The 26,326-nt window shown below is 47.1% G+C and carries 31 protein-coding genes and 2 tRNA genes; 11 read left to right on the top strand and 22 right to left on the bottom strand.

What is annotated here, in order from left to right; all coding sequences use genetic code 11:
• Positions 1 to 54: 54 nt before the first annotated feature.
• Genes U1F02_RS15060 through U1F02_RS15050 form a run of 3 tightly spaced genes read left to right on the top strand, consistent with a single transcriptional unit; the run spans position 55 to position 2,677 of the window.
• Complete coding sequence (locus U1F02_RS15060; protein WP_409991236.1) at positions 55 to 1,503, top strand: cytochrome ubiquinol oxidase subunit I; 1,449 nt, start codon at positions 55 to 57, stop codon at positions 1,501 to 1,503.
• Positions 1,503 to 2,513, top strand: coding sequence for a cytochrome d ubiquinol oxidase subunit II (gene cydB / locus U1F02_RS15055; protein WP_409991235.1), 1,011 nt, complete (start codon positions 1,503 to 1,505; stop codon positions 2,511 to 2,513). Before U1F02_RS15060 ends, cydB begins: the two co-directional genes overlap by 1 nt.
• A complete protein-coding gene (locus tag U1F02_RS15050) occupies positions 2,513 to 2,677 on the top strand; it encodes a DUF2474 domain-containing protein (RefSeq protein ID WP_409991234.1) in 165 nt (54 codons plus the stop codon). The genes cydB and U1F02_RS15050 overlap by 1 nt, the downstream gene beginning before the upstream one ends.
• Positions 2,678 to 2,711: 34 nt before the next feature.
• Here U1F02_RS15050 and U1F02_RS15045 read toward each other — a convergent pair whose 3' ends face one another.
• Entirely contained in the window at positions 2,712 to 2,885 is a 174-nt protein-coding gene (locus U1F02_RS15045; protein ID WP_409991233.1) for a hypothetical protein, read from the bottom strand.
• Positions 2,886 to 2,897: 12 nt separating this feature from the next.
• A complete protein-coding gene (locus U1F02_RS15040) occupies positions 2,898 to 3,116 on the bottom strand; it encodes a hypothetical protein (protein WP_409991232.1) in 219 nt (72 codons plus the stop codon).
• 229 nt (positions 3,117 to 3,345) lie between these two features.
• Here U1F02_RS15040 and U1F02_RS15035 point away from each other — a divergent pair.
• Positions 3,346 to 3,422: transfer RNA gene (locus U1F02_RS15035), tRNA-Met, on the top strand.
• Positions 3,423 to 3,586: 164 nt separating this feature from the next.
• Here U1F02_RS15035 and U1F02_RS15030 read toward each other — a convergent pair.
• The 11 genes from U1F02_RS15030 to U1F02_RS14980 form a co-directional block, all read right to left on the bottom strand.
• Positions 3,587 to 4,576, bottom strand: a complete 990-nt coding sequence (locus U1F02_RS15030; protein WP_409991231.1) for a tyrosine-type recombinase/integrase — start codon at positions 4,574 to 4,576, stop codon at positions 3,587 to 3,589.
• Positions 4,573 to 5,601, bottom strand: coding sequence for a hypothetical protein (locus U1F02_RS15025; RefSeq protein WP_409991230.1), 1,029 nt, complete (start codon positions 5,599 to 5,601; stop codon positions 4,573 to 4,575). The genes U1F02_RS15030 and U1F02_RS15025 overlap by 4 nt, the downstream gene beginning before the upstream one ends.
• A 351-nt stretch (positions 5,602 to 5,952) precedes the next feature.
• Positions 5,953 to 6,987 (bottom strand): zonular occludens toxin domain-containing protein, encoded by a 1,035-nt coding sequence (locus tag U1F02_RS15020; protein WP_409991229.1) that lies wholly within the window; start codon positions 6,985 to 6,987, stop codon positions 5,953 to 5,955.
• A complete protein-coding gene (locus U1F02_RS15015) occupies positions 6,984 to 7,349 on the bottom strand; it encodes a DUF2523 family protein (protein WP_409991228.1) in 366 nt (121 codons plus the stop codon). Before U1F02_RS15015 ends, U1F02_RS15020 begins: the two co-directional genes overlap by 4 nt.
• 12 nt (positions 7,350 to 7,361) lie before the next feature.
• On the bottom strand, positions 7,362 to 8,684 hold the full coding sequence (locus U1F02_RS15010) for a virulence factor TspB C-terminal domain-related protein (RefSeq protein ID WP_409991227.1): 1,323 nt from the start codon (positions 8,682 to 8,684) through the stop codon (positions 7,362 to 7,364).
• Between the two features lie 128 nt (positions 8,685 to 8,812).
• Positions 8,813 to 9,043 carry a major capsid protein gene (locus tag U1F02_RS15005; RefSeq protein ID WP_409991226.1) on the bottom strand — a complete coding sequence of 77 codons (231 nt, stop codon included), beginning with the start codon at positions 9,041 to 9,043 and terminating at the stop codon, positions 8,813 to 8,815.
• The gene (locus tag U1F02_RS15000) at positions 9,030 to 9,272 is read right to left on the bottom strand and encodes a hypothetical protein (protein ID WP_409991225.1); all 243 of its coding nucleotides are present in this window, start codon (positions 9,270 to 9,272) and stop codon (positions 9,030 to 9,032) included. Before U1F02_RS15000 ends, U1F02_RS15005 begins: the two co-directional genes overlap by 14 nt.
• A 3-nt stretch (positions 9,273 to 9,275) precedes the next feature.
• Positions 9,276 to 9,596 (bottom strand): hypothetical protein, encoded by a 321-nt coding sequence (locus tag U1F02_RS14995; protein ID WP_409991224.1) that lies wholly within the window; start codon positions 9,594 to 9,596, stop codon positions 9,276 to 9,278.
• A 15-nt stretch (positions 9,597 to 9,611) separates the two neighbouring features.
• On the bottom strand, positions 9,612 to 9,860 hold the full coding sequence (locus tag U1F02_RS14990; RefSeq protein WP_409991223.1) for a hypothetical protein: 249 nt from the start codon (positions 9,858 to 9,860) through the stop codon (positions 9,612 to 9,614).
• On the bottom strand, positions 9,853 to 10,083 hold the full coding sequence (locus U1F02_RS14985) for a hypothetical protein (RefSeq protein ID WP_409991222.1): 231 nt from the start codon (positions 10,081 to 10,083) through the stop codon (positions 9,853 to 9,855). Before U1F02_RS14985 ends, U1F02_RS14990 begins: the two co-directional genes overlap by 8 nt.
• Positions 10,083 to 10,355: a hypothetical protein gene (locus U1F02_RS14980; protein ID WP_409991221.1), complete on the bottom strand. Its 273-nt coding sequence runs from the start codon at positions 10,353 to 10,355 to the stop codon at positions 10,083 to 10,085. The genes U1F02_RS14985 and U1F02_RS14980 overlap by 1 nt, the downstream gene beginning before the upstream one ends.
• 123 nt (positions 10,356 to 10,478) lie before the next feature.
• Here U1F02_RS14980 and U1F02_RS14975 point away from each other — a divergent pair, with 123 nt between their 5' ends.
• From U1F02_RS14975 to U1F02_RS14960, 4 genes are all read left to right on the top strand, one after another.
• The gene (locus U1F02_RS14975; protein ID WP_409991220.1) at positions 10,479 to 10,766 is read left to right on the top strand and encodes a hypothetical protein; all 288 of its coding nucleotides are present in this window, start codon (positions 10,479 to 10,481) and stop codon (positions 10,764 to 10,766) included.
• 34 nt (positions 10,767 to 10,800) lie between these two features.
• On the top strand, positions 10,801 to 11,265 hold the full coding sequence (locus tag U1F02_RS14970; RefSeq protein WP_409991219.1) for a hypothetical protein: 465 nt from the start codon (positions 10,801 to 10,803) through the stop codon (positions 11,263 to 11,265).
• Between the two features lie 272 nt (positions 11,266 to 11,537).
• On the top strand, positions 11,538 to 12,848 hold the full coding sequence (gene aroA, locus U1F02_RS14965) for a 3-phosphoshikimate 1-carboxyvinyltransferase (protein WP_409991218.1): 1,311 nt from the start codon (positions 11,538 to 11,540) through the stop codon (positions 12,846 to 12,848).
• 81 nt (positions 12,849 to 12,929) lie between these two features.
• Positions 12,930 to 13,352, top strand: coding sequence for an acyl-CoA thioesterase (locus tag U1F02_RS14960; protein WP_409991217.1), 423 nt, complete (start codon positions 12,930 to 12,932; stop codon positions 13,350 to 13,352).
• 26 nt (positions 13,353 to 13,378) lie between these two features.
• Here U1F02_RS14960 and U1F02_RS14955 read toward each other — a convergent pair whose 3' ends face one another.
• The 9 genes from U1F02_RS14955 to U1F02_RS14915 form a co-directional block, all read right to left on the bottom strand.
• Complete coding sequence (locus tag U1F02_RS14955; RefSeq protein WP_409991216.1) at positions 13,379 to 14,608, bottom strand: MFS transporter; 1,230 nt, start codon at positions 14,606 to 14,608, stop codon at positions 13,379 to 13,381.
• Between the two features lie 86 nt (positions 14,609 to 14,694).
• Positions 14,695 to 15,786, bottom strand: coding sequence for a redox-regulated ATPase YchF (ychF, locus tag U1F02_RS14950; RefSeq protein ID WP_409991215.1), 1,092 nt, complete (start codon positions 15,784 to 15,786; stop codon positions 14,695 to 14,697).
• Positions 15,787 to 15,899: 113 nt separating this feature from the next.
• Positions 15,900 to 16,493: an aminoacyl-tRNA hydrolase gene (gene pth, locus U1F02_RS14945; protein ID WP_409991214.1), complete on the bottom strand. Its 594-nt coding sequence runs from the start codon at positions 16,491 to 16,493 to the stop codon at positions 15,900 to 15,902.
• A gap of 78 nt (positions 16,494 to 16,571) precedes the next feature.
• Positions 16,572 to 17,186: a 50S ribosomal protein L25/general stress protein Ctc gene (locus tag U1F02_RS14940; protein ID WP_409991213.1), complete on the bottom strand. Its 615-nt coding sequence runs from the start codon at positions 17,184 to 17,186 to the stop codon at positions 16,572 to 16,574.
• 95 nt (positions 17,187 to 17,281) lie between these two features.
• Positions 17,282 to 18,223, bottom strand: a complete 942-nt coding sequence (locus tag U1F02_RS14935) for a ribose-phosphate pyrophosphokinase (RefSeq protein WP_409991212.1) — start codon at positions 18,221 to 18,223, stop codon at positions 17,282 to 17,284.
• Positions 18,224 to 18,458: 235 nt separating this feature from the next.
• Positions 18,459 to 18,533 (bottom strand) — tRNA-Gln (locus U1F02_RS14930).
• Between the two features lie 11 nt (positions 18,534 to 18,544).
• Positions 18,545 to 19,414 (bottom strand): 4-(cytidine 5'-diphospho)-2-C-methyl-D-erythritol kinase, encoded by an 870-nt coding sequence (gene ispE, locus U1F02_RS14925; RefSeq protein WP_409991211.1) that lies wholly within the window; start codon positions 19,412 to 19,414, stop codon positions 18,545 to 18,547.
• Complete coding sequence (gene lolB / locus U1F02_RS14920) at positions 19,411 to 20,031, bottom strand: lipoprotein insertase outer membrane protein LolB (RefSeq protein ID WP_409991210.1); 621 nt, start codon at positions 20,029 to 20,031, stop codon at positions 19,411 to 19,413. Before lolB ends, ispE begins: the two co-directional genes overlap by 4 nt.
• A gap of 8 nt (positions 20,032 to 20,039) precedes the next feature.
• A complete protein-coding gene (locus tag U1F02_RS14915; protein ID WP_409991209.1) occupies positions 20,040 to 21,746 on the bottom strand; it encodes a tetratricopeptide repeat protein in 1,707 nt (568 codons plus the stop codon).
• Between the two features lie 176 nt (positions 21,747 to 21,922).
• Between U1F02_RS14915 and U1F02_RS14910 the strand changes: the two genes are divergently transcribed.
• The 3 genes from U1F02_RS14910 (at position 21,923) to prfA (ending at position 26,227) form a co-directional block, all read left to right on the top strand.
• Positions 21,923 to 23,749 (top strand): cation:proton antiporter, encoded by a 1,827-nt coding sequence (locus U1F02_RS14910; RefSeq protein WP_409991208.1) that lies wholly within the window; start codon positions 21,923 to 21,925, stop codon positions 23,747 to 23,749.
• Between the two features lie 109 nt (positions 23,750 to 23,858).
• The gene (gene hemA / locus U1F02_RS14905) at positions 23,859 to 25,145 is read left to right on the top strand and encodes a glutamyl-tRNA reductase (protein ID WP_409991207.1); all 1,287 of its coding nucleotides are present in this window, start codon (positions 23,859 to 23,861) and stop codon (positions 25,143 to 25,145) included.
• Positions 25,145 to 26,227 carry a peptide chain release factor 1 gene (gene prfA / locus U1F02_RS14900; RefSeq protein ID WP_409991206.1) on the top strand — a complete coding sequence of 361 codons (1,083 nt, stop codon included), beginning with the start codon at positions 25,145 to 25,147 and terminating at the stop codon, positions 26,225 to 26,227. The genes hemA and prfA overlap by 1 nt, the downstream gene beginning before the upstream one ends.
• Positions 26,228 to 26,326: the final 99 nt, after the last annotated feature.

Below are 26,326 nucleotides of genomic sequence, written 5' to 3'. Positions count from 1 at the left end.
CACCTCGTGAGAGGTGTCGCATTATGCGTAGGTCATGAGTTAACGGAGCGGATTATGTTTGGGTTTTCTGCACTTGAATTGGCGCGCGCGCAATTCGCGTTTACTATTTCCTTCCACATTATCTTTCCTGCAATAACCATCGGCCTCGCAAGTTATCTTGTGGTACTGGAAGCTTGCTGGCTGCGCACCAAGCGAGAGGTCTATCGCGATCTTTATCATTTTTGGTTAAAGATTTTTGCCGTTAATTTTGGTATGGGCGTTGTGTCCGGCATTGTGATGGCTTATCAGTTTGGAACCAACTGGAGTTTTTTTTCCGATTTCGCGGGCAGTATTACCGGGCCGCTGCTCACCTATGAAGTGCTTACTGCATTTTTTTTGGAAGCAGGATTTTTGGGCGTAATGTTATTCGGTTGGAATCGTGTTGGCCCCGGTTTGCATTTTATGTCCACACTTATGGTTGCTTTGGGAACTTTAGTTTCAGCAACCTGGATTTTGGCATCAAACTCTTGGATGCAAACGCCACAGGGCTATGAAATTATTGACGGTCGCGCCGTTCCTGTTGACTGGTTAAAAGTTATATTTAATCCCTCGTTTCCTTATCGCTTAATGCACATGAGTGTTGCGTCATTTTTAGCAACAGCTTTGCTTGTCGGTGCTTCAGCCGCTTGGCATTTATTGCGCGGCAATGATAATCGCCCCGTTAGAAAAATGTTTTCCATGAGCATGTGGATGTTACTCATTGTCGCTCCCGTGCAAGCTGTGATTGGTGATTTCCACGGTTTAAATACGCTGGAACATCAACCTGCAAAACTCGCTGCGATCGAAGGGCATTGGGAGAATGAAGGCGAGCAGGGTACGCCACTGATTTTATTTGGCTGGCCAGATATGGAGGAGGAGACTGTTCATTACAAAGTAGAAGTGCCGCGTTTAGGCAGTTTAATCCTTACCCATTCATGGGATGGAAAAATTCCAGCGTTAAAAGATTATCCGCGAGAAGATCTCCCCAATTCCACTATTGTCTTTTGGTCGTTTCGAATAATGGTGGGGCTCGGGTTGTTAATGATTATCCTTGGTATGTGGAGCGCGTGGTTGCGTTACAAAAATTCGCTTTATACACAGAGGCATTTTTTGCATTTTTCAATGTGGATGGGGCCTGCCGGAATTATTGCGATTTTAGCCGGTTGGTTCACCACAGAAGTTGGCCGCCAGCCTTGGACTGTCTACGGCGTTTTTCGCACGGCCGATTCTGTTTCTCGTATTGATCCGACACAGGTTGGTTTAACGCTTATTATCTTTGTTGTTGTTTACATTGCTGTGTTTGGCACCGGCATCGCTTACCTGTTGCGTCTAATTCAGAAAGGCCCATTGGTAAGCGAGGGTAAAGATAAAATTGACGGTGGTGTGGGCGAAATGCGTACGCCTATGCGGCCCTTATCTGCAGCAAAAAAATCTGACCGCGATGACGCAAGCGAAGGTGATTCGGTTAGCGGGGGAGAAAAATAATGGGCATTGAATTATCGGTTATCTGGGCCGTTATTATTTTGTTCTCCATTATGATGTATATCGTTATGGATGGCTTTGATCTTGGTCTCGGCATTTTATTTCCGTTTTTTAAAAGCAAAGAAGATCGCGATCTTATGATGCACACGGTTGCGCCAGTGTGGGACGGTAATGAAACCTGGTTGGTGCTCGGCGGTGCGGGATTGCTTGCAGCTTTTCCGCTTGCGTATTCCGTTATTTTAAGTGCGCTTTATTTACCGATTATTTTTATGCTGATTGGATTAATTTTTCGCGGTGTTGCATTTGAGTTTCGTTTTAAGGCGCTCGATCATGAGCGACACTTTTGGGATAAGGCGTTTATAGGTGGATCAATTGCTGCTACTTTTTTTCAAGGTGTTACTTTGGGTGCCTATATTCAGGGCTTGCCTGTAGTTGACCGTACCTACGCTGGTGGTTCCTTAGATTGGCTCTCTTGGTTTTCTGTTTTTACCGGGCTTGGGCTTGTTGTGGCATTTGCACTTTTAGGAAGCACTTGGCTCATTATTAAAACCGAAGGGGAATTACATGAACGTGCTCATGTCATCACGCGTTATTTGGTGTGGGCATTGTTAGCAACCATCATAATTATTAGCCTGTGGACACCTCTGCAAGATGAAAAAATTGCGGCTCGCTGGTTTAGTTTTCCAAATATTCTGTGGCTTTCACCTGTTCCTTTATTGGTAGGTGTATTTACCTTTTTGTTGCTTCGCGCTATTCAGCAGCGTGCGCACGTTAAGCCATTTATTTTTACGCTATGTCTGGTTTTTTTAGGTTATAGCGGCTTGGGAATTAGTTTGTGGCCACACATTATTCCACCCAATATTTCCATTTGGCAGGCTGCTTCTCCTCCGCAAAGCCAGGGGTTTGTGCTAGTGGGTGCGCTATTTATTATCCCAATTATTCTGGCGTATACCTTCTGGGCCTACTACGTGTTTCGCGGGAAAATAAAACCGGGTATGGGGTACGATCACTAATGTTGAACAGAAAAATTGGCATTCAGACTGACGATAATCCCAAGCACGCTTGGTGGGTTCGTGTGGGCTGGCTTTTATTCATTTGGGCGGCAAGTGTGCTCGCTTTGGCTGTAATTGCGTTGTTAATTAAAATAATAATGCATGCCGCAGGGATGTCTGTTTGAATATTCGTGTTGATAAAGTGCGCGAGAGCTGAGGTTATTTCTCTAAATTTTTCCGCTCTTGATGTTTAATTCCTTTCAAATGCTTTTCTCTCGTTTCTGGATCATTGATATCAATATCATCCGTTTGGTCGCCGCCTTCCATGCGTTCCTTTGGACCATTCTGGCGATCATTCGCATGCTCATAATCTTTTTCTTTGGTAGAAGGCATTTTCAACTCCCTTCAATGTTGAAAGTGCAACTCGGGATCCGACGTGACCAAAAACTCTAATCCTTCTCCGGGGTCTTCCTCACCACAAACCGCCAAGTATTCCGGGCTCGCGGCTATTGCTTCACGTTGGGACAGTACGAAATCTTGTTCTGGTTCGATGGATTTAATTAGCTCAGTGCCAACTTCTTTGGCGCCCTGCAATAGCGGGCAAATCGCTTCTGCGTGATTCATTTGGAAACCTCACATAGGTAAAAGGTCATCATTTAATTTTATGTAAACACGCGCTATTTAACCGTTAGGTACCTAACTCAAGCGTCAAAGGGTTCGTATCTTTGAAGATTTTGAACATTATTAAACCAACACGATGAGAAGGTATGCTGGCTTTCCCCAGCTAAAGCCTTTCCGCAGTTTTAGGGTTGACAATATCCGCCCCAAAAGCCAAAATGCGCGCCCTTGATATGGCTAGATAGCTCAGCCGGTTAGAGCACAGCACTCATAATGCTGGGGTCGGCGGTTCAAGTCCGCCTCTAGCTACCATATTTTTCAAAGGGTTACGGATTAGCGTCTGTAACCCTTTTTTATTTATTACTACAAAGCTACTACATTCCCTCAAAAAACCCTTTTTGTAAGGGCGACTGTACAAACTTTGGCCGCAAGATTCAGACACCGCGAACACTCACCCTTACAAAAAGGGTTGTCACTTAAAAGCCAAAACCACTCATAGGCGATAGCTTGGTTACCGAAGCCATATAGTCCGGTGCAAGGTGCGCATACCGCATAGTCACTTTCAAATCGGAATGACCCAGAATGCGTTGCAGAGCCAAAATATCCCCACCGTTAATCAAGTAGTGACTGGCAAAGGTATGGCGCAGGACGTGAGTTAATTGCCCGTCAGGTAACTGGATACCCGAACGATCAACAGCCTTCCTGAAAGCCCCCTTACAGCTCGAAAAGAGGGATTGTCCGAAGGGATAGGCGAGGGACGATAGATAAGCGCTGAAATCGGGCGTTATAGGCACGACACGAACTTTCCCATTCTTTGTATCAGAGAAAACCACCCGATCCGGAAATAGCGATTTACGGGTCAATGCGTTAGCTTCACCCCAGCGAGCACCGGTAGCCAGACATAAACGAGCAACAGCCCCACAGTGGTTGTTAGAGGACTCATCACACGCCTTTAGCAACACCTCGATTTGCTCAGAAGTCAAAAACGATAATTCCCGTTCACGCTCAGCAAAAGTGCGAATCTTAGCCAGTGGGTTTTTGCCGTGGTATTGCTCCAAGCGAATCAGCTCAGAGAACACTGCCCGCAGGTATCGGGTTTCATGATTGACCGTGGACACTGACACTTCAGTTAAGCGCTTTTCACGGTAGCGGGAAAAGTGAGCAGCCGTAAATTGGTTAACCGCAGGATCACCCAAGGCGGTACAAATGGCCAAGGTACGTGCAAGCCGTGTTTTGGAATCCCGCAGAGTGACGCCGTGCAATGTAAACCAAAGATTCACCAGTTCGGAAAGCTTACGTTTATCAGCCGCATAATTGAGCGGAGCAACTTTCACCGCCGCTTCAAAATCAGCCTGAATTTGCTTTAGCTCTTTACGCGTTTCACGAATACGAACAACGCGAGGGCCATTACGACCCGCAGGATAAAAATCTAATTTGTAGCGACCATCTTCAAGCTTTTGGATCATGCAGCCACACCGTTCAAAATATGGTGACGAAGTTTTTTATCGACAAATTCGGTTAATACTTCATGCAAAAATTCAGACTCACCATATAGTTTACACCCGAAATAATTTGCAAGTTCAGCATCTAACCCAGCGGAAAGAATTCTGGAAACTACAAACGAAGTTTTAAAACGTTTACGAGCATAAAGTCTAATTTGGTTGCCGAGCCAGAACGCGACATTGCGATTGGAATTTTCACACGGAGGTTTAGGCTTGCGACAATATTCAAGGACAGGAGAAGGGCAGAAAAACTGAATGTCCTCAATTAAATACTGCCACACCGGATCGATATAGCTGGTTGAATATTGAAGCCTGAAATTATTCAGGGAATATTGCCAGAGTGCAGTTAGATGAGGCGCTAAATCAGCGTACGTTTTAATTGAGATGTTTTTACCGTCTGTGCCAACGGTGCCCCAACAAAATTGATTAATAACCGAGTGATGGAAACGAGCCTCGATACGATGAACAGTATCGCCATGTTGGAATTCAGAAATATTTTGTTGAGAAAAATCCCCATCAAAATTAGCCGCAGGAACCTTAGACCACTGATCACACCAGAACTGATATTTATCGGTTTTTAGAGATTCGGACACCTTGTCATAAACACAAAATTGCAAACCACCAGCACTGCCAAAGGTGTAAGACTGACCAGCACCATAAATCACAGCGGTTTCATTCAAATCAGCTTGAGCATTTGAGATCGAATTGAATTTAAATTGGCGCTTAGCCTTTGCCACCAAACGAGACTCAAAATCAGCAGGCACCTGAAAGCCTTTCACATCGACAGCAATATGACAACTCACACCGGAAGGAACGAGCTGATAAGCGAAATCAGAGGCAATCTCGTTGATTAATTTAGTCAGTGATTGTGGAGTATGTTCGGCGATAAGTTGCGGAGTGCATTCGATTTTTAAGTGCGAAGCGGATAAATCCGGTTCGGCGTAGAAAGACTTAATTAAAACCACAAAGCCCAAATCCAAATTTTTCAAAATGTACTGATAGCCGGAAGCCTTGCTGGAACGTGTGATGAGCCAGTCACGATCATTGACCGTAAGGAAGTGGGAGGAGGATTCGTATTCGCGCGCAATGTACGCTAGAACGTCCTGATTGAGCAGGCAATTGTAAAGTTGCTTAATGGTATCAACGCCGCAATGAAGATAGCGCAAGCCTGAAAGATCAACAGAAGTGGATTGGTTGTAAAAATGGTTACCTTCACGGTGCCAAAACTTATTTTCGTATCTCATGCGGATAATCCTGTTATTTAAAAAGCGGTTAAAAAACGAGGTTGTGTGGCGCTTTGTGGTTGTGTGTGTTTGATCACCCCCCTTATTAATTACGTGTTACAAGGACGTAAAGGAGCCGCCAGCCGTGCGCGGCGCTTCGCTTTTGCCCGCGCCCTCGGCTGATGGCTCCGGCAAATCCGACTTTGTATCGTCGAAATAGCCACTATCAACAATCGAATTGCAGACCGATTCAGAGATGTTGAGCTTGGTAGCCTGTTGGGTGTAGCACTGACAAATGTGAGTGGCCTCAGAGCGCATACATTGCGTTTTGGGGAAGGACTTTGGTTTAGTGAGTTCGTCATATATTGGAGCGCTAGAAGGAACGTCAGCGATTCTAGGTGTGCGTAGTTCGATATATTCTTGCTGGGTTAAGGGACGTTTTGGTTTTGAGCCGTTCATGGAGTTTGAAGCGAAGGCGTTAACGTCAGTTATTTCTTTCACCTTTTCTTTCAAAGGTTCAACAGAAGGCGGGTCGAAGCGATCATGGAAGTGATACCAGCCAACACCGATGATCAAAGCCAACAATAAAAATGGCGCGAATACCTTAAAAGGGATTTTTCGTTTAACCGTGTGAATCTCAGCGGATTTATAAACGCCAAAATATTTTTTGGGAAAGGAAACACGACTGATCACCGCCGATTTACGAATAAAGAAATCGTCTACATCACTTTGACATTTTTCCCATTCAAAGCGCTTGGCTGATTGCATACCAAACACACGTTCATAATGCGTGTGTTTGCCGACAAACCGCCGGAAACCCGCGTCTAAGAGCATTGGGGATTGGGTAATGACAAAGAAGTCAAAACCACGGTGACGATGCTCAGATAACGCGAGGATGAATTCTGGTAAAGGTTTCTTTGGGTCGCGGGTCGGGAAAATATATTGAGCTTCATCGATAACGATAATGGAGCCATCTGGTAATGACTGCCAATCTCTTATCCCGTCTTCGTTTAATTCAATCCACGGTAAGGTGAGTTCCTTAATTCGTATGTAATAAATTGGGCGATTGGCAAAGTCTGGATTGCTATCAATGTAGGCGATTGTATTTAAGGTTTTCGATGCGCCTGGTATACCCGTTATTAAGTGGATCATGCAGTCATGCTCCCTTGTTTAACCACAGATACAGAACGAGTCGCAATCTTGATAGCAATTGCCACACTCATGGCAGAAAATAAAATCGACAGGCCTATATCGACTTTGGCTAACAACAGGATATTGAGAACGTCAGCAGGTATAGAATTGAAACGAGCGAATAAAAATGTTGAGAGTTTGCCCAGTAGGAAATTAAATCCCACGAATGACGCGAAGCCTAAGCCAAAGTAACCTAATATTTTTTTGAGCAATACAGGAAGGGCAAACAAAATAAATGCCCAGAGCCGTGTGAACAAGGTTGAAAAGAAAACTCGCAGGAGAAGGTATAGGCCTTGAATGGCAACCATAATGACTTGAATCATTTCATCGACTCCTTACGCACGTTCAACAGTGCGATAAATAATTAAGACACCCGAAAGGGAAAAGAAAAATAAAACGAGATAAGAAACTTGGGTGGCGAAATCGCAGAAAGGTTGATAAGAAAGCTGGAAACTACCCAAATGCAATTGGATATGGCGCGGAGCAGGACAAACACCATGGGATGGTGTGGATGCAGCAGAATCCAATGAGTTCATTAAATCCTGTACGTCAGACATGTTGCCGATATCGATATTTTTATGAATATCTTTAATTGAACCATCAGCTTCTGTTTGAACAGGTGAACTATTAATTAAGTTATCGAATTGCGCTTGTATATCGGTGTTATCAGCAGTGGCATTAATATCCACTTTTGAATTAATACCATCACAATTGTTTATCCACGCTTGTTTTAAAAGAGCGCATTGAATCGCATCACCAGAACAAGCAGGAGCGGATGAACAATTAGACGGTGTAGCCGTTGAAGGCGTAGAAGAAGCATTGCCAGACGAAGAACCGCTACCCGAGCCTGAACCAGCACCAGAGGCAACACAAAAAACAACACCGCCGGAAGTATAAGAATTAGGACAAGCATTTTGAGAAGTTTGAACGGAGCATTTGCCCGAGCCAAAAATTAATTCACAATTTTGCATTGCAGTAACCGCGGGATTATCACCACCGCCAGAACTCCCACCGCTACTACCACTACCACTGCTACCAGTGTCACCACCAGAGGCAGAACTGGAATTACCAACGGACGCAACGGACGAGGCACTACCAGAAGAACTAGGGGAACTGGAAGTACTTGTATCACTCGACGACGCACTTGAGGCAGATGCAGCAGAAGATGAAGACGGGTTTAAATCGGGAACGCACGTAGCATTGCCCTGAATATTTGAGGGGATAAAACCGGAAGGGCAAGAAGATGATGAGGACGATGACGAAGAACAGCTTTCTGTATATTCGCACGGCAAGGAGCTTGAGCTAGAAGAGCTTGAGGATGACTTTTTTCTACAAACAGCTTGAACGGTTTTAGGTGGCCCGATATTAGTTTGCATGATCTTTTCTTCATCAGCCGCACAATAGGAATTGTGATCACAATAAAATCCGTATTGGTTATATCCGGGATCAACACCAATAAAAACAGTCTCACCACCCGAACAACTAAAATTATCAGCTGCATTATTAATATTATTTCTATATTCCTGATTAGTTTCGTAATAACCCATAGAAACAACATAGAATTGAGTGCGCCACTCGAAATTAGCAGGCGGGAGAGCTGGATCAGCAACAGCAATAGAAGATAACAACGCAAAAATTAAAAAAAGGTATTTTTTCATTAGATGCCACCCGCAATAATATTGAGCGCGATAATTTCAACGATGAGCATTAAAAAATACGGGTCATAAAACATGGGGAAGCCTCCAATAAAAAAGGGGGCGAAAGCCCCCTAGCGACACAAGGGGAATTAAGAAAGGATGGTTCCTTTAACCCACTTGATACCCACAGCAACCAACGCCAAGCCGATCAACGCACCGCCCACTAACAACACGTCAGCTTTTACGTCGCCCATATCGGCGGCAAAAGTTGAAGGAAGGTTAGAGGCAGCAGAAGCACCCGCAGACGCTACAACGCCAACCACAGCCGCAGAAGCCGTGGCCAATTTTTTGTTGATGAATGAAAAATTAATTTTTTTCATTTGGTTTTTCTCCGATGTTTAAGGTTTTTAAGATCAATCGCAGCCCCATTGCTGCAATCATTATTGCTAGTATCCAAGCACTTAACTGGTTGAAGTCATCTCTCGATAACAAGTGATTAGCGAGCGCTTGGTTTAGCAATTCTTCCTCAGTTACGGATTGCCATGCGGAGCACGAAGGTTGACCATCGACGATTAGAATTTCACCTTCGCACCGTAAAAAAGTTGCCACTGCTTACACCTTTGGAGCCGGTGCAGCGGAAGCAACAGAATGGTTTTTCGCTACAATTTTTGTAGCCACTTGGCCGAGCTTGCCGCCGCCTGCTTTTTTCAAGCGGAACGACAAATCAACAACCACAGGGTAAGACTTGAAATTCAAGGCTTCGTAAACGCCAGAGTCAGCAGGCATTTTCATGATGTTGATGCCTTTAGCGTTTTCGGATTTTTCGTCTTGAACTTGTTGGCCGAGGAAAACGGACACGTATTCTTCGCCGTTCTCAGCTTTAAAATAAGAAGCGCCATAAAGTTCAACAGTCATTACAGAATCAGGTAGCATTTTTTAAATCCTCAATTAAAAAGTCGGACAAAGATTTAATTCGGAGCCCCGACTTGTAAGCTCAGAAAGTGAAGTGATTAAGGTGTAATCGGCATAAGCCATGCCGAATGAAAAAATGACGACGAAAATCAAAACAGCAGGAGCAATAGCACCGAGTAAGCGGAGCGCTAAAAAAACAAATTTGAAAAAAGAGGCCGCGACACTGCGAACAATCCGCATATTGTCCATATGCAGTGAGCGGCCAAAGACGGAAGACTTATTCATAGTCACCCCGCGTAAACTGAGTTTTTCCAGCTTGGAGGTCAGAAAGAAGCTTTTGAAAATTAATGAAACGCTGACGACCAATCTTCACAGTAGGAAGCGCATCGGTTTCAACAAAGCCGCGAATAGTATCTTTAGTAACACCGAGAAAAACGGCGCATTGTTCCTGAGAACAAACAGGAGGAATAACAGAAAGAGTCAAAGGTGTTAGATGATCGAAGGACATTACGCAGCATCCTTGACAGCTTCTACAACTGATAAAAACTCTTTAAATTTTTCTAACTCAGAATGAGGAAATTCAAACAGCGCTTTATCGAAATAAATTTCAAAACGGGAAGCAGTAGAAGACTGAATTCGGGCAACGTCAGAAATAATAGTAATGGGGTCGCAACCGAAAGAGGAAGGAACAAGCGAAGCAGTGAAGAAGCCACAAGATTGAAAGGTAAAGCGGATTTTTACGTCATCAGCGGTTAATAAAATCACTTCAGGAGTAGCCATATATTGACCTATCGTATTTATGTTCATGGCTTGGCTTTTAAACCATGTTGCGCCACAATGAACCACACTTTCTACGATATAAGGGTAACAATTACTGGTAATTATTACCAGTAATAAATACTTATGGAAAATACAGACGTAATAGACAGAATAAATTTATTAGTTGAACTCGAAAAAATAAGTAGAGATCAGCTAAGCCAAAAAACAGGAATCAATTACACGAGGTGGACGAATGCGCTACAAAGAAAAGCAAAACTCAGACATGAAGAAATAGAAGCACTCGGAAAAGCATGGCCTGAATTCAGGCTTTGGATAGCGTACGGGGAAGAAATACCCGAAGCAGGACAAATAAGCCCAATGACAAAGAAGTCATTAGAGAGCTTAGGAAAACAAGGGAAGGCTACAAAATAGCGGCCAAGGTTGCCACACGATGGAGGAAGGGAAAATGAGCAGCTACACAGAAATTCAATTAGACGAACTCATTAAAAAAACCGAAAAATTTAATTATCTAAAATTTGGAATAGCACTATTTATAGCGCTAACAACCTCACACCTTTTTAGCGACTGGATAGAATGGGAAATAGTCACGTATAAAAGCGAAGTAGCCGCCAAGGAATTAGAAAAAAAACTAAAAGCGGAGGAAGCACTAGCCGAAGCCAGAATGAAAAAAGAAGCAGAAAACCTAGCAGCTAGAAACGCTGAAATAGCGAGACAACAAGAACAATACCAAGCACAACAAAAACGAATAGCAGAAGAAAACAGAATAAAAAGCGAGAACGCAGCAGAAGCCCAACGAAAAAAAGCAGAAACATGCAGGTTTTGGATTGAAGAATATAACAAATCAAAACTAACAGGAGACATGTACCACAGAAACAACGCATGCAGAGACGCAGGAACACCATTCAATTAAAATCACCTAAAAATCTCTACATTTTGAGTTTTTATGTGGTTTACCGTGTGGTATCATGGTTGCAACCTATTGTTTTTATTCGATTATGGCGGAGCATGGCCTAGTTGCCAGAACTCATAATGCTGGGGTCGGCGGTTCAAGTCCGCCTCTAGCTACCATATTCGGAAAAGGCCTGCTTGGTTATACTGGCAGGCCTTTTTTTATGCCCCTCAAGCCTGCATGTAGAACTCTCCAGAGGGGATGATCAATCGTCATACTCGGTGAGGCTCACGATGGAATTTCTCGATTTAAATCCTGCCAGCAAAGCGAAAGGCTTGGTTCATTTACCCGGCTCTAAAAGTATTTCTAACCGCACTTTGCTGTTAGCGGCTTTGGCTTCAGGCACCACGGAAATTCGCGACCTGCTTAAATCCGACGACACCGACCGTATGCTTGAGGCTTTGACAGCCTTGGGCGTGGGCGTGACCAAAACGGGCGAGCATGATTATTCCATCGTGGGTACTGGCGGCAGCTTTCCTAACAAAAGCGCCGGTGGCGTCCCCAATAAAGAAATCGACTTGTTTTTAGGCAACGCGGGCACGGCGTTTCGCCCGCTGACTGCGGCCTTGGCCTTGAGTGGTGGCACTTATAAGCTTCATGGCGTGGCGCGCATGCACGAGCGCCCCATTGGCGATTTGGTGGATGCATTGCGTCAAATCGGCGCGGATATTACTTATCTGGGTGAAGAAGGTTTTCCTCCATTGCTGATCAAGCCCGCGACAATCGCTGCTAACGGCGTGATCAAAATTCGCGGTGATGTTTCCAGCCAATTTTTGACTGCGCTTTTGATGGCGCTGCCTATGACTGGCAAAGAAACGCACATTGAAATGGTGAGCGAGCTTATCTCTAAGCCTTACATTGAAATCACTCTCAAGTTGATGGCGCAATTTGGTGTAAATGTGGTGCGTGAGGGTTGGGAGCGCTTTACGGTTCCCGCCGCTGCAGGCTACAAAACTCCGGGTACTGTGTTTGTTGAGGGCGATGCTTCCTCTGCGTCTTACTTCCTTGCCGCAGGCGCTCTAGGCGGTGGCCCCGTACGTGTGCAAGGTGTGGGTGCTAGCAGTATTCAAGGCGATGTTGCTTTTGCTGATGCTTTGGAAGCAATTGGCGTGACCATCACTAAAGGTGAAAACTGGATTGAAGCTTCTGCACCATCTTTACCGCTTAAAGCCTTTGATCGCGATTTCAACCATATTCCCGATGCGGCAATGACGCTCGCTGTTGTTGCGCTCTTTTGCGATGGCCCTTCGCGTCTCACCAATATCGCCAGTTGGCGCGTGAAAGAAACGGATCGCATTTCTGCTATGGCAACCGAGCTGCGCAAGTTGGGTGCGATCGTCGAGGAAGGTGAGGATTGGCTGCGTGTAACGCCGGTAGAAAAATTAACCCCCAATGCGGCGATTGATACTTACGACGATCACCGCATGGCAATGTGTTTTTCACTCGCGACTTTTGGTGGTGTGCCAGTGCGAATCAATGATCCAAAATGCACTGCAAAAACTTTCCCTACCTATTTTGATGTGTTTGCATCTGTCGTTAGTTAAATATTGATGAGCAACATCTAACGGAGGCTGCGGCCTCCGTTTTTATTCCTGCCGATACCTGGCTATAAAGGAGTGTTAAAAATGGCAATATTTACCCTTGATTTTAAAGTGCGCGACTATGAATGCGATATGCAGGGCATAGTGAACAACAGCGTTTACCAAAATTATTTGGAGCACACGCGTCACGAATTTTTATTGTCGCGCGGTGTGGATTTTGCGGAGCTGACGCGTCAAAAAATTAATTTGGTTGTACTGCGCGCCGAGTTGGATTACAAAGCGCCGCTGGTGAGTGGTGATGAGTTTTATGTAGACACGGTGGTGGTGCAATCATCGCGTGTGCGTTTTGATTTTCTGCAAAACATCTATCGCAAAAAAGACCACAAGTTGATGTTGTCGGGCAAGATTACAGGTACGTCTTTGAATGAACGCGGCCGCCCCTTTGTGCCGGAGGTAATTGCTGCGTTAATGGAGTCAGAAGGGCAAGCCACTACTATCGAGTCATAATCAGAGAAAGGTGAACTAAGGCATTTCTAGTTCGCTTTATCTGAGGCTTCAATCTTTCCCCAAGCATAAAGCTCGGGGAATAATTTAAGCCACATAGCCACCACCAACAGGGTGCCAATTCCTCCCGCCACCACAGCGGGTACAACGCCCAACCATTCCGCCGTTACGCCAGATTCAAATTCCCCAAGTTGATTGGATGCGCCAATAAAAATGGAATTCACCGCGCCTACGCGTCCACGCATGTCATTAGGCGTTTGTAGTTGAACGAGTGTTGAGCGAATCACAACACTCACCATATCTGCGGCACCCATAACAATCAGCGCTGTTAGCGATAGGAGAAACCATTCCGACAAACCAAAAATTAATGTCGTGATTCCAAAAATCGTCACGCAAATAAACATGGTTCTGCCTGCGTTTTTTTGCAGCGGGTAGCGCGATAAATACACAGCGAGAAACAGCGCACCTATGGCAGGCCCAGCGCGTAAAAAGCCGAGGCCAACGGCACCGACGTGTAAAATTTGCTCGGCATAAATAGGCAGCAATGCCGTTGCACCGCCGAGTAAAACCGAAAATAAATCCAGCGATATCGCACCCAAAACAACTTTACGCTGCCAAATAAATTGAATGCCCGCGGTTAACACTTGCCACCTTACGGGCGCGTTTTGGGGGCGTTGTTCAACATACTTGATGGAAAATATTTGCGTAAAGGCAATGATAAAAAACAAACCGCTCGACGCATAAACAAAAGTAATGCCGCCTAAAAATAACAAACCACCCAATGCCGGCCCGGCTATGGTGGCGAATTGACGTGAAGCGGAACCTAGCGCGATTGCTTTAGGTAACAAGTCCAATCCCACTAAGTTAGGCAAGAGCGCTTGCAGCGCCGGCCCTTGAAAAGCGCGCACGCTGCCAATACAAAAAGCAGCGGCAAATATCCAGCGAGAGGATTCAATACCAAAGACAACACTCGCGCAGAGTGTTAATGAAATCGTTGCTTCTAAAAACTGGGTAATCAAAATAATTTTGCGACGATTAAAGCGATCGGCAACTTGCCCTACCACTAAAACCAATAAGACTTGCGGTAAAAAAAGCACCAGCCCCAAATAACCAAGGCTCAATGCGCTGTGGGTGAGGGTATATAAATGCCAGCCCAGAGCCATCATTACAATTTGGTTGGCCATAAACGACAAAATCTGGCTATACCAAAAGCGTTTGTAGTCAATGTGCTGTGCGAGACTGGCGTCGAGGAGTTTCAAAAAATCACCGATATAAATAAAACAGGATAGGGTGATGAAAATAGCGGTTACAAAAAAGCCGCACTAGGTGCGGCTTCCGAAAATCATTACACGTTGAAAAGAAAGTGCATTACATCGCCATCTTTCACAATGTACTCTTTACCTTCTTTACGCGCTTTACCCGCGTTTTTAGCGCCTTGCTCACCTTTGTATTGCACAAAGTCTTCATATGCAATTGTTTCCGCGCGAATAAAACCTTTTTCAAAATCGGTGTGGATTTTACCAGCTGCTTGTGGCGCAGTTGCGCCAACAGGGATTGTCCAGGCGCGCACTTCTTTAACGCCTGCAGTGAAATAAGTTTGCAAACCCAATAATTGGTAGCCTGCGCGAATTACGCGGTTCAAGCCCGGTTCTTCCATGCCCATTTCGGCTAGGAATTCTTTTTTGTCGTCGCCTTCAAGTTCGGCAATATCTGCCTCTAATTTGTTGCAGATGGGAACCACAACGGATTTCTCTTCGGCGGCGATTTTTTTCACCACATCCAAATGCGGATTATTTTCAAAACCATCTTCCGATACGTTAGCGATGTACATGGTTGGTTTGAGTGTGAGCAAATTAATTTCTTTCAGCATGGCGATCTCATCCTTATCGAGCGGGAAAGAGCGCAGCGGTTTTGCTTCATTCAAATGCGGCAGAATTTTTTCCAAAATCACTTTCATTGCCATGGCATGTTTGTCTTGACCTTTGGCGGCTTTGGCGTAGCGGTTGAGTGCTTTATCAACGGCTTCCAAATCGGCGAGCGCGAGTTCGGTGTTAATCACTTCAATATCGGCAGCTGGGTTAACGCCGTTGGCAACGTGGATAACATTATCGTCATCAAAGCAGCGCACAACGTGCGCAATTGCATCGGTTTCGCGAATGTTAGCGAGGAACTTGTTGCCCAAGCCTTCACCTTTGGATGCGCCCGCCACAATCCCGGCGATGTCGATAAACTCCATAGTGGTGGCGATGACTTTTTCAGGCTTAACGATATCCGCCAGAACGTCCATGCGTGGATCGGGTACGGTCACAATGCCCGCGTTAGGTTCAATGGTGCAGAAAGGAAAGTTTTCAGCGCTGATACCCGCGTTGGTAAGTGCGTTAAACAGTGTTGATTTGCCGACGTTGGGAAGGCCGACGATGCCGCAATTGAAGCCCATGATGCTGATCCGCTATGAAATGAAAAAGGGGGTAAAACGAGAGGGCGCGATTATACATGGTTGGCAGGGGATTATTGAAACCCTTGGCTCAAAATCCCCGGTTTTGGATGGTGCTATTTTTTGGGTTCTGTGTGCAGGTTTTTCATGGCGCTATTCCAGTCGCCTTTAACGGCGTCTGGCAAGCATTTGGTTGCGCGGTAGATGGCATCGTCAATCAATTCCTGCTCGGCTTGCGGTGCGCGTTTTAGCACGAAGTTGGCAACGAGCGGTGCTGCACCCGGGTGGCCAATGCCCAAACGTAAGCGCGGAAAGTTTTGGTTATTGCCCAAGGCGCTGATGATATCGCGCAAACCATTGTGGCCGCCGTGGCCACCGCCGTGTTTAAAACGTGCTACGCCGGGTGCGAGATCCAATTCGTCATGCGCGACCAAAATTGCGGCGGGTTCTATTTTGAAAAAGTTTGCCATGGCTCCCACAGATTGCCCGCTACGGTTCATGTAAGTGGTAGGGATTAGCAGGCGAAGGTCTTTGCCTTGGTAATTAATGCGAGCGGTAAGGCCAAAATATTTTCCATCTGCAACCAAATTGACTCCGGCTTGGCGAGCAAGCTCTGCAACAAAATCCGCACCGGCGTTATGGCGAGTGCGATCGTATTCGGCACCAGGGTTGCCAAGGCCGACAATAAGTTGGATGGGGGTGTTGGTCATTGTGATTTCTCGCCAATTTTCTACATAAAAAAAGGGGCAGAAGATAAATCCTCTGCCCCTTTTTCTGCAACCGAAAAATTACTCTGCAGCAGCTTCTTCAGTAGCGCCTTTCGGCTTAACGATAGTGGCAACAGCCAAATCGTGATCTGCGCCGTGAGACAGAGCAACAGAAGTAACGCCGCTTGGCAATTTAAGATCAGAGATGTGGATGATGGTGCCGATTTCAGCGTTAGCCAAGTCAACTTCGATGTACTCAGGCAAGTTGTGTGGCAAGCAAGAAACGTCGATAGAGGTAATGTTGTGAACAACTTTACCGCCTTGGATTTTCACGCCTTTGCTGGTTGCTTCGTTGATGAAGTGCAGAGGTACGTGAGTGGTCAAGCGAGTGTTGCGATCGATACGCAAGAAATCTGCGTGCAATACAACTGGCTTGGCTGGGTGACGTTGCAAGTCTTTCAGGATTACGTCTTGCGCAACGCCATCAACGCTCAGGCTGATGATGTGTGAGTAAAACGCTTCGTGTTCCAAGTGCTTCAACAATTCGTTGTGAGAAACGCTGATGCTGATTGGGGCAATATTGCCACCGTATACAACACCTGGAACTTGGTCAGCCAAACGACGCAGGCGGCGGCTCGCACCTTTCCCCAAGTCGTTACGGGCTGTTGCATCTAATTTAAAGTCTTCTTGAGACATGGTTACTTCCTCAATTTGCCAAATCCGCGACCAGAACTTGGCAGGTTTTAAAAACCGCGCGACGAATGTCTTGCGGTGGTTTACCGAAGCGGAGTTTAACGAAACATCGCGCTCAGGGATTCTTCATTGCTCAAGCGGCGCATAGCTTCCGCGAGCATTCTGGATAAAGTCAGCTGGCGCACTTTGGCACAGCTTTTTATCGCATCACTCAGTGGAATAGAGTCGGTAACGACCAATTCATCCAGCACTGAGTTATTCAAATTTTCAACGGCCTTACCTGACAGCACCGGGTGAGTTGCGTAGGCAACTACGCGTTTTGCGCCGTGTTCTTTCAAAGCTTTAGCGGCGCTACACAAAGTGCCTGCAGTATCCACCATGTCGTCAACCAACAAACAGGTGCGGCCTTCAATTTCACCGATAATGTGCATGACTTCGGCCACGTTTGCGCGTGGGCGGCGTTTATCGATGATCGCCAAATCAATGCCTAATTGTTTTGCTACCGCACGTGCGCGAACTACACCGCCGATGTCGGGTGATACCACAATCAGGTTTTCAAATTTTTGTTGCTCTATGTCTTCGAGCAAAACCGGTGAGCCGTAGACGTTATCTACAGGAACATCGAAGAAGCCCTGGATTTGCTCGGCGTGCAGGTCAACAGTCAGAACACGATCTACACCAACGCCAACCATCATATCCGCAACCACTTTTGCGGTAATGGGTACACGCGCTGAACGTACGCGGCGATCCTGACGGGCGTAACCGAAGTAGGGCACTACAGCGGTGATACGGCCAGCGGAGGCACGACGCAGTGCGTCCACCATCACGATCAGTTCCATCAGGTTGTCGTTGGTTGGCGCGCAGGTGGGTTGAACCACAAACACATCGCGACCACGCACATTTACATTTAATTCAACAGCAATTTCACCGTCGGAGAATTGATCTACCGAGGCATCACCCAGCGTTAAGCCGAGTTCATTAACAATTTTATGAGCCAAATCAGGGTTAGCGTTACCGGTAAAGACCATGAAGTCAGTCACGTCAGACACCTTTGTGATTGCTGGAGTTGAATTGGATAGCTATGCCGATGGAGGCTGCTTTGATCGCCATAGGAAATGCCATAGGCGAATCAGAGTTTTTTACCCTTGGAGATTCCAGGGAGCTACTCGCTAATTCAGTTGCGTATGTTGAATTGGAGTAGGTGAATATAGATGATGAGATCATTGTTGTTGCTTCATGATGAACGGGTATATACCGAACAATGACTCTAGAAAATGGCAGGGGCGGAAGGACTCGAACCTACGAATGGCGGGATCAAAACCCGCTGCCTTACCACTTGGCGACGCCCCTGTTGTACTTGATTAATCGTTGCCGGGAAGCAGTTTGTAGAGCGGCGATTGATTTACGCCTTGGGCTACAAAACCGGGCAGATGTTTAGGTAAACATTGAAGCACTTTTCGCGCTTCTTCTGCCGTTGCGAACTGCGTAAAAACGCACGCGCCGGTTCCCGTTAACTTTGCTGAGTGGCCGTGTTCTGCAAACCAGTTTAGTGCTTCATCAACTTGCGGATAAAGCCTTCTAACTAAGGCTTGGCAGGCATTTTCGCCACCCTGCTCAAGAAAGGCCGCCACTTTAATGTTCGGCGAGTCTCTTGTCAAATCTTTATGTGAAAAAATCTGCTGCGTGGATACATGGCAATCAGGTTGCACAACTAAGAACCAATTTTGAGGCATTTCAATGGGTTGGAGTGCTTCGCCAACGCCTTCCGCCCATGCAGTTTGCGCGTTTACAAACACGGGAACATCGGCTCCCAGCTGCAAGCCAAGCTGCTGAAGTTGGGTGCCGGTTAAACCGCATTGCCACAGGTAATTAAGCGCCACCAGAGTGGTGGCGGCGTTGCTGCTGCCGCCACCAATTCCTCCGCCCATGGGTAAGCGTTTCTCCAGCTCTATATCCACCCCTTGGGTTGATCCCGTGTATTTTTGAAAAATGCGTACCGCTTTAATAATGAGGTTGTCTTCAAAAGCAACGCCGGGAATGGCAGGCGTCAGTGTGACTTCGCCATCGGTACGCACTTTAAAACGCAAGGTGTCGCCGTAGTTGAGCAGTTGAAACAAGGTTTGCAGATTGTGGTAACCATCCGGGCGCCGGCCCGTAATATGTAAAAACAGGTTGAGCTTGGCGGGGGAGAGCAGTTCGAGCGTTCCTTTTGAGACATTGGCGTGACTCATAGCGCAGCTTCCATCTGCCAGTCGCGGATAACCATGGTTAGGCGAATATCTTTGTATTCAGCCACAACCCGTTTGGGCATTGTTACTTCGCCCTTGCTCGTAGGAACGCTCATGTATTCGTTGTAGGTAATTTTCCAGTCTAACTGTTCAATTTGCGCGGGCAGGCCTTGGGCATTGGTTTCGAACGAATGAACGCGTGCGCTTGGGTCTGGCAGCCCGCGCACCCAATAGGTCAGTTGGCTAACGGGAATGTGCCAGCCGGTATTGCGGCGAATGAGTTCTTCGGCGGTTCCGGCGGTGATAGGTGCGTGGTCTGGCTCGCTGAGGGTAACGGTTTTGCCCTGACCTTTAATAGACAGAAGGTTTTGCCCAAACGGACCCGTGAAATCCAAACTGAACTCTTTGGGTTGCTGTTGCCACAAAAGGCTCATGCTGCCGCCATCGTTGGGCACTTTTACAGCCAGCTTTCCGGTGAGTTGCCATTTTTGCAGCGGTAACAATTGTTCGACATGGCTTTGCCAATCTTCACTGAGCATAGGGCGTGGTGCTTTGTGCGCACAGCCGCTAATAAGCAAAGAGATGAATAACAGATACGCGAAAGAGGAAAAAGCCTTCATTAATAACTCTATTCGGCTTTAAGCCGTTTCATGGTCGCGGGAATGGTTTGATCGTCGGGCGCTTGTTTGATGCCCTCCTGCCAAATGGCGCGCGCTTCTTCTCGCGCGCCCGTCACCCAGAGCACTTCGCCCAAGTGCGCCGCAACGGCAGGTTCTTGATAGCTGGTGTAAGCCTGACGCAATTCGCGAATAGCGTCTGTGTAATTGCCCAAACGGTAATGTAGCCAGCCAAGGCTGTCGATGATGACCGGATCATCCGGCTTGAGATTATGCGCTTTGGTGAGTAACTCTTCGGCTTCGCGGTAGCGCTGGCTGTCATCGGTCAGCATGTAACCCAGTGAGTTGAGTGCGACGGCGTTATCAGGTTCGTTTTGTAAAATTTGGCGTAAATCTCGCTCGGCATCCGCGCGTTGATTGCGTTGGATATACAGCATCGCCCGCGCATAAAGTAATTTGCTGTTGTTCGGCAGAGTTGCTAAAGCGTCGTTTAATGTTTTTTCGCCTTCTACCCAATAATTGCGTTTAATCAGCGCTTGTGAATGCAGCAAATACAAGCTTTCCGCTTGATCGGGGAAGCGTATGCGCACGCGGTTTATATGTTGTTGCGCGCTAATGAAATCGCCCTGTTTGATAAAAATATCCAACAAACTAATTGTCGCTGACAAAAAATCATTGCCGCGTTCAACTTGAAGATAATTAAAAATCGCTTCCTGCCAATTTTGCTGAGCTTCCGCCAAGCGGCCTAAATAATAATGCGCCGTGGAGGAGTGTTGTTCTTCATCCAACAGCTTTTCAAACGCACGGCTCGCGGCTTTGTAATCTTTGCGCTCCATGGCGATGATGCCGAGCGATAAAACCGCGTCGGCATTTTTAGGTTGCTGCTTGGCAATAATGGCAAATTGTTGCTGCGCGAGCGCTAAATCGTAATGCGTAAGAATCTGCGCGTATTGATTGCGCAAGCTGATATTGTCGGGATAAAAGGTTAACAGCTCAGCCATTTTTGCGATGGCTTCGCGGTCGCGTTTTAATTCGTGCAACAAATTAGCTTCTAAGACAGCAGCCGGAATACTGCGCGGGTAAAGTGCGAGCGCTTTTTGTGTGTAAGTCATAGCTTCGTCAAAGCTATGTTGCTGCTGTAAAAGCACGCCGATGCCAACCAGCAATTGTTCATCCCGGTTGTAGCGCGGTAATAAATTTTTAAAACTTTGCAACAAGCGTTCACGTGCGGGTTTGGTCAAACTTTCTGCATTGGCTGCGATATTTTGAAACAGCGGCTCGCCACCCGCCAAATACAAACGACGCGACATTTCAAAGGCCTCCTGCAAACGATTGGTTTGCATAAGCCCGAGTGATGCATTGGCTAAAGCTTCTTTATCTTTGGGTGCGCGTTCGGCCCAAAGCAGTGACATTTCCAGCGCGGTTTGTGTTGCACCTAAATAGCGGGCAATCATGGTGGCGCGTGCGGCAACTTGTGGGTCGCGTGTGACGCGGGCTTGCTGGGTGTAATTGGCGAGCGCTAGATCGTATTGCTGACGGCTACCTGCAATTTCAGCAGCGAGTAAGGAGTAAAGCGTATCGGCTGAAAATTTGCGTTCGATGGGTTTGCTGGGTGAAACAGGTGTTGTACCGGTTTGCGCGTAAACTGCCGCACTAAAGCTATATGCGCAGGCATAGCCGAGCAGCGAGGTGAGCAATGTCGTTGGGCTCAGTTTCATCGAAATATGTGAAGACTTTTCAACCTGAATTCAAATGCCAGCAAGCCGTAAAAGCGCTGCACAGGTGCGTGCGAATTCGGCTGTGGAACAGGGCGCACATAATAAACATCCGTGCGATTTAGCGCGAGTGATATATTCTGTAGCCTTTCTCACTATAAACGAATTGGGAGTCATTGGTGGATCATCATCAAACTTTGCTGCATGCCATTTACTATTTGTTAGCGGCAGTTGTTGCAGTACCGGTTTTCAGGCGTTGGGGTTTGGGCGCCATTTTGGGGTATTTGGTGGCGGGCGTTGTGATTGGCCCACAGGTTTTGGGTTTGATTTTTGAAACCGAAACCGCCATGCACCTCTCTGAATTCGGTGTGGTGATGTTGCTCTTCGTCATTGGTTTGGAACTCAACCCAGAGCAATTATGGAAGAGCCGTTACGAAGTGGGTTTATTGGGTGGTGCGCAAATATTGCTCAGCGCACTGGCGATTGCTGCTTTACTTCTGCTGATATTTTCGTTTTCGTCCGAAATGTCGCTCACCAAGCAACAAGCCTTTGTGTTGGGTTTGACCTTGGCTTTGTCATCTACCGCCTTCGCAGTCCCTATGATGGAAGAACAAAAAATCATGGGTTTGCCGCTGGGGCGCAAAGGCTTCTCCATACTGCTTTCGCAAGATATGGCGGTCATCCCCATTTTGCTTCTGCTCGCCAGTTGGGCGCCGGTGGCCAACAACCACGGCGAACGCTTACCTTGGTGGGTGGGGGTGCTTACGGTTTTAGGGATGGTAGTTGCCGCCCGTGTGCTCTTCAATCCCTTATTAAAACTGGCCGCCAAATACGGCAGCCGCGAAATTCTAACGGCGGCGGGATTATTGATCGTACTTGGGGTATCGCTCCTCATGCTAACCGTTGGTTTGTCCATGAGTTTGGGGGCTTTTCTGGCGGGCTTGCTCTTGGCGCAATCCAGCTATCGCCACCAGCTGGCGGCGGATATAGAACCCTTTAAAGGCTTGCTGCTCGGGTTGTTTTTTATCGCTGTGGGCATGTCCTTGAATCTGAAGTTGTTGTTCGAGCATCCATTTTTAGTGTTAGCGCTGGCCTTGGCATTGATGGCGGTGAAGGTCGCCGTTATCGCCTTGATCCTTCAATTCCGCCAATGCGTGGTTCGCGAAGGCATTTTTCTGGGGATTATGTTGGCGCAGGGCGGTGAGTTTGCGTTTGTATTGATGGCATCCGCCGAGGAGCTTAACTTCCTGCCGACAAGCATTACCAACTATGTGGTGCTGGTGGTGGGTATTTCCATGGCGCTAACCGGGCCATTGGTGATTGGCTTTGAGCGCTTGATTCAGCGTACGACTCTGCAAGAAAAGGCCTTGGCTGATATGGAGAAACACAAGGAATCCTTCGCCGCCTTGGAGCAACCACAGGAACATAAGCCCGAGGTCATCATCGCCGGCTTCGGTCGTTTTGGCCAGATTATTGGCCGTATCCTCACAGCCAATAACATTCCCTATAACGCCTTGGATAGAAACGCCGACCACATAGAATTCCTCAAGCAATTTGGGGTGCAAAGCTATTACGGCGACCCAGCGCGACTCGATTTGCTGGAGGCGGCGGGTATCCGCGATGCTAAGGTTTTGGTGGTGGCGGTTGACGGGGTTGAAGAATCACTCAAGGTGGTTCGCTTGGTGAAGGAGAAGTACCCGGATGTGGCACTGATTGTAAGGGCGCGCGACCGTGCACACGTGTATCAACTGCTTGAGTTGGGGGTGGAAAACCCCATTCGTGAAATATACGAATCCAGCTTGGTGGCCGCCAACCAAACCTTGATTGAGCTTGGGTTTACCGAGGGACAATCGCAAAACACCATTGACTTGTTCCGTGAGCATGACGAGCAAATGCTGCAAAAATCGTCCGTGGTACAGCACGATTTGGCGGCCATGATTAAAGTCGCCGAAGATGGTCGCCGGGAATTGAAAGAGCTGTTTGCTAAAGATACGGAAATTCAATGATCTGGATTTCCTCCTCCCTTTTTATCACTAGCGCCCAATTCCCCCTTGTCATAGTCCGGCTGGAGCCGGACAATACCGCCCTTTGCGCTACTGCCCTCATTTAGACCCTATGACGTTACTCGCTTTTGGCATTAACCACACCACGGCCTCGCTATCAGTTCGCGAGCGTATGGCGTTTGCGCCAGAGGTGGTGGAATCCTCGCTGAAATCAGCGGTGGAGCAAGCGGGTTTGGCCGAAGTAGCGATTCTTTCCACCTGCAACCGCACCGAGATCTACGCCAAAACAGACGCAGAGCTGGAAAAGCTGACGGAATGGCTGGTGGCGCATACCCAAATCAAGCCCGACGAACTTGCCCATTGCTATTACTGCTATCAAGGCGATGAAGCCGTGCGCCACATGATGAAAGTAGCGGGCGGATTGGATTCGCTTGTGCTCGGCGAGCCACAAATTCTCGGCCAAATGAAATCTGCCTATTCGGTCGCTTGCGATGCAGGCACCATCGGCGGTGAGCTCCACGCTACCTTTCAACAAGTGTTCAGCATCGCCAAGCGCGTGCGCACTGAAACGGCCATTGGCGAAAACCCGGTGTCCGTCGCTTATGCAGCGGTGAGTTTGGCGCAACAAATTTTTTCGGATTTAAAACAAGACACGGCGCTTTTGATTGGTGCGGGTGAAACCATTGAACTGGTTGCTCGTCATTTAGCGCAGCACGGCATTCACCGCATTATTGTCGCCAACCGTACGCTCGATCGCGCCCAACGCTTAGCGCGCGAATTTAACGGTGAGGCGATTTTGCTAGCCGATATTCCAGAGCATTTGCACCGCGCTGACATAGTTATTTCATCCACCGCAAGCCAGTTGCCTTTATTAGGTAAGGGGGCGGTTGAAACAGCGCTGAAAAAGCGCAAACACAAACCCATGTTTATGCTCGATATCGCCGTACCGCGCGACATTGAAGAACAAGTGGGTGAGTTGGATGATGTGTATCTCTACACCGTGGACGATTTGCACGCGGTGATTGACGAGAATAAAAAATCCCGCGTTGCTGCCGCCGACAAAGCTGAAGATATTATTGCGGAAGGTGTAGAGCTTTATCGCCGCCAACAGCGTTCCTTGAATGCGACGGCAACTATAAAAGCCTATCGCAAAAAAGCCGAAACCCTGCGCGATGCCGAAGTGCAAAAAGCCATGGCCGCGTTGGAAGCAGGCACAAATCCTGAGCAGGTATTGCAGCAACTGGCGCGCAACCTCACGAACAAATTAATTCATTCACCCACCAGTCATTTAAAAGAAGCGAGTGCCAACGGCCAAACTCAGGTCGTGCAATTGGCCCACGCTTTGTTCGACCTTAATCCGAACGATTTAGACGATACCGGAACGGAACATAATTCTTAATGAAAGCATCGATTTTAGAAAAGTTAGATCGCCTTAAAGAACGCTACGAAGAAGTGAGCGCGCTCTTGTCTGAGGCAGATGTGATTAACAACCAAAATAAATTCCGCGAGCTTTCTAAAGAATATGCTGAGCTGGAACCGGTTGTGGTTGGCTACAAAAATTATTTGCAGCTGCTGGATAATATGGAAGAAGCCAAGCATTTAATTGTGGATGGCGATGCCGACATGAAAGAAATGGCGGAAGAAGAGTTGCGCGATTGTGAAGCTCAACTTGAGCCTGCACAACTCGAATTGCAAAAATTACTTTTACCTAAAGATCCCAACGACGAGAAAAACTGCTACCTGGAAATTCGCGCCGGTACGGGCGGCGATGAAGCGGCTATTTTTTCCGGCGACTTATTCCGCATGTATTCCAAATACGCTGAATCGCAAGGTTGGCGTGTTGAAGTGCTAAGCCAAAGCGACGGCGAGCACGGCGGTTACAAAGAAATTATTACCTTGGTTACAGGTAACGGTGTTTACTCAAAATTAAAATTTGAATCGGGCGCTCACCGTGTACAACGTGTACCCGCAACAGAAACTCAAGGCCGTATTCATACATCCGCTTGCACAGTAGCAATTATTCCCGAAGCGGATGAAATGGAAGAGATCAATATCAACAAAGCGGATTTACGTATTGATACCTTCCGTTCATCGGGCGCAGGTGGTCAGCACGTTAACAAAACCGATTCGGCTATACGTATCGTACATATTCCTACGGGCTTGGTTGTTGAATGTCAGGACGAACGTTCGCAACATAAAAACCGTGCACGTGCTATGAGTGTACTTGCATCGCGCTTGAAAGCCATGCAAGAAGAAGCTGCGCATAAATCCATGGCGGATGAGCGTAAAAGTCTTGTCGGCAGTGGAGATCGTTCTGAACGCATCCGCACTTACAATTACCCGCAAGGCCGCGTAACAGATCACCGTATTAATTTGACTTTGTATTCGCTCGATGCAGTAATGCAAGGCGATTTGGATGGCATTATCCAGCCGCTGTCGAATGAGTACCAAGCAGATCAGTTAGCAGCGATTTCGGATTAATAAATATCTGCTGATCGGGGTGAGTCGAAAATCGCTTATTAATTTGGGAGTCGTCATCCTCGCGCAGCGGGGATCCCGCTCTTGAATCTTCTTGAAAAA

It is taken from the genome of Cellvibrio sp., assembly GCF_046347455.1.
GTDB lineage: Bacteria > Pseudomonadota > Gammaproteobacteria > Pseudomonadales > Cellvibrionaceae > Cellvibrio.
This window is presented reverse-complemented; position numbering and strand designations above follow the sequence as displayed.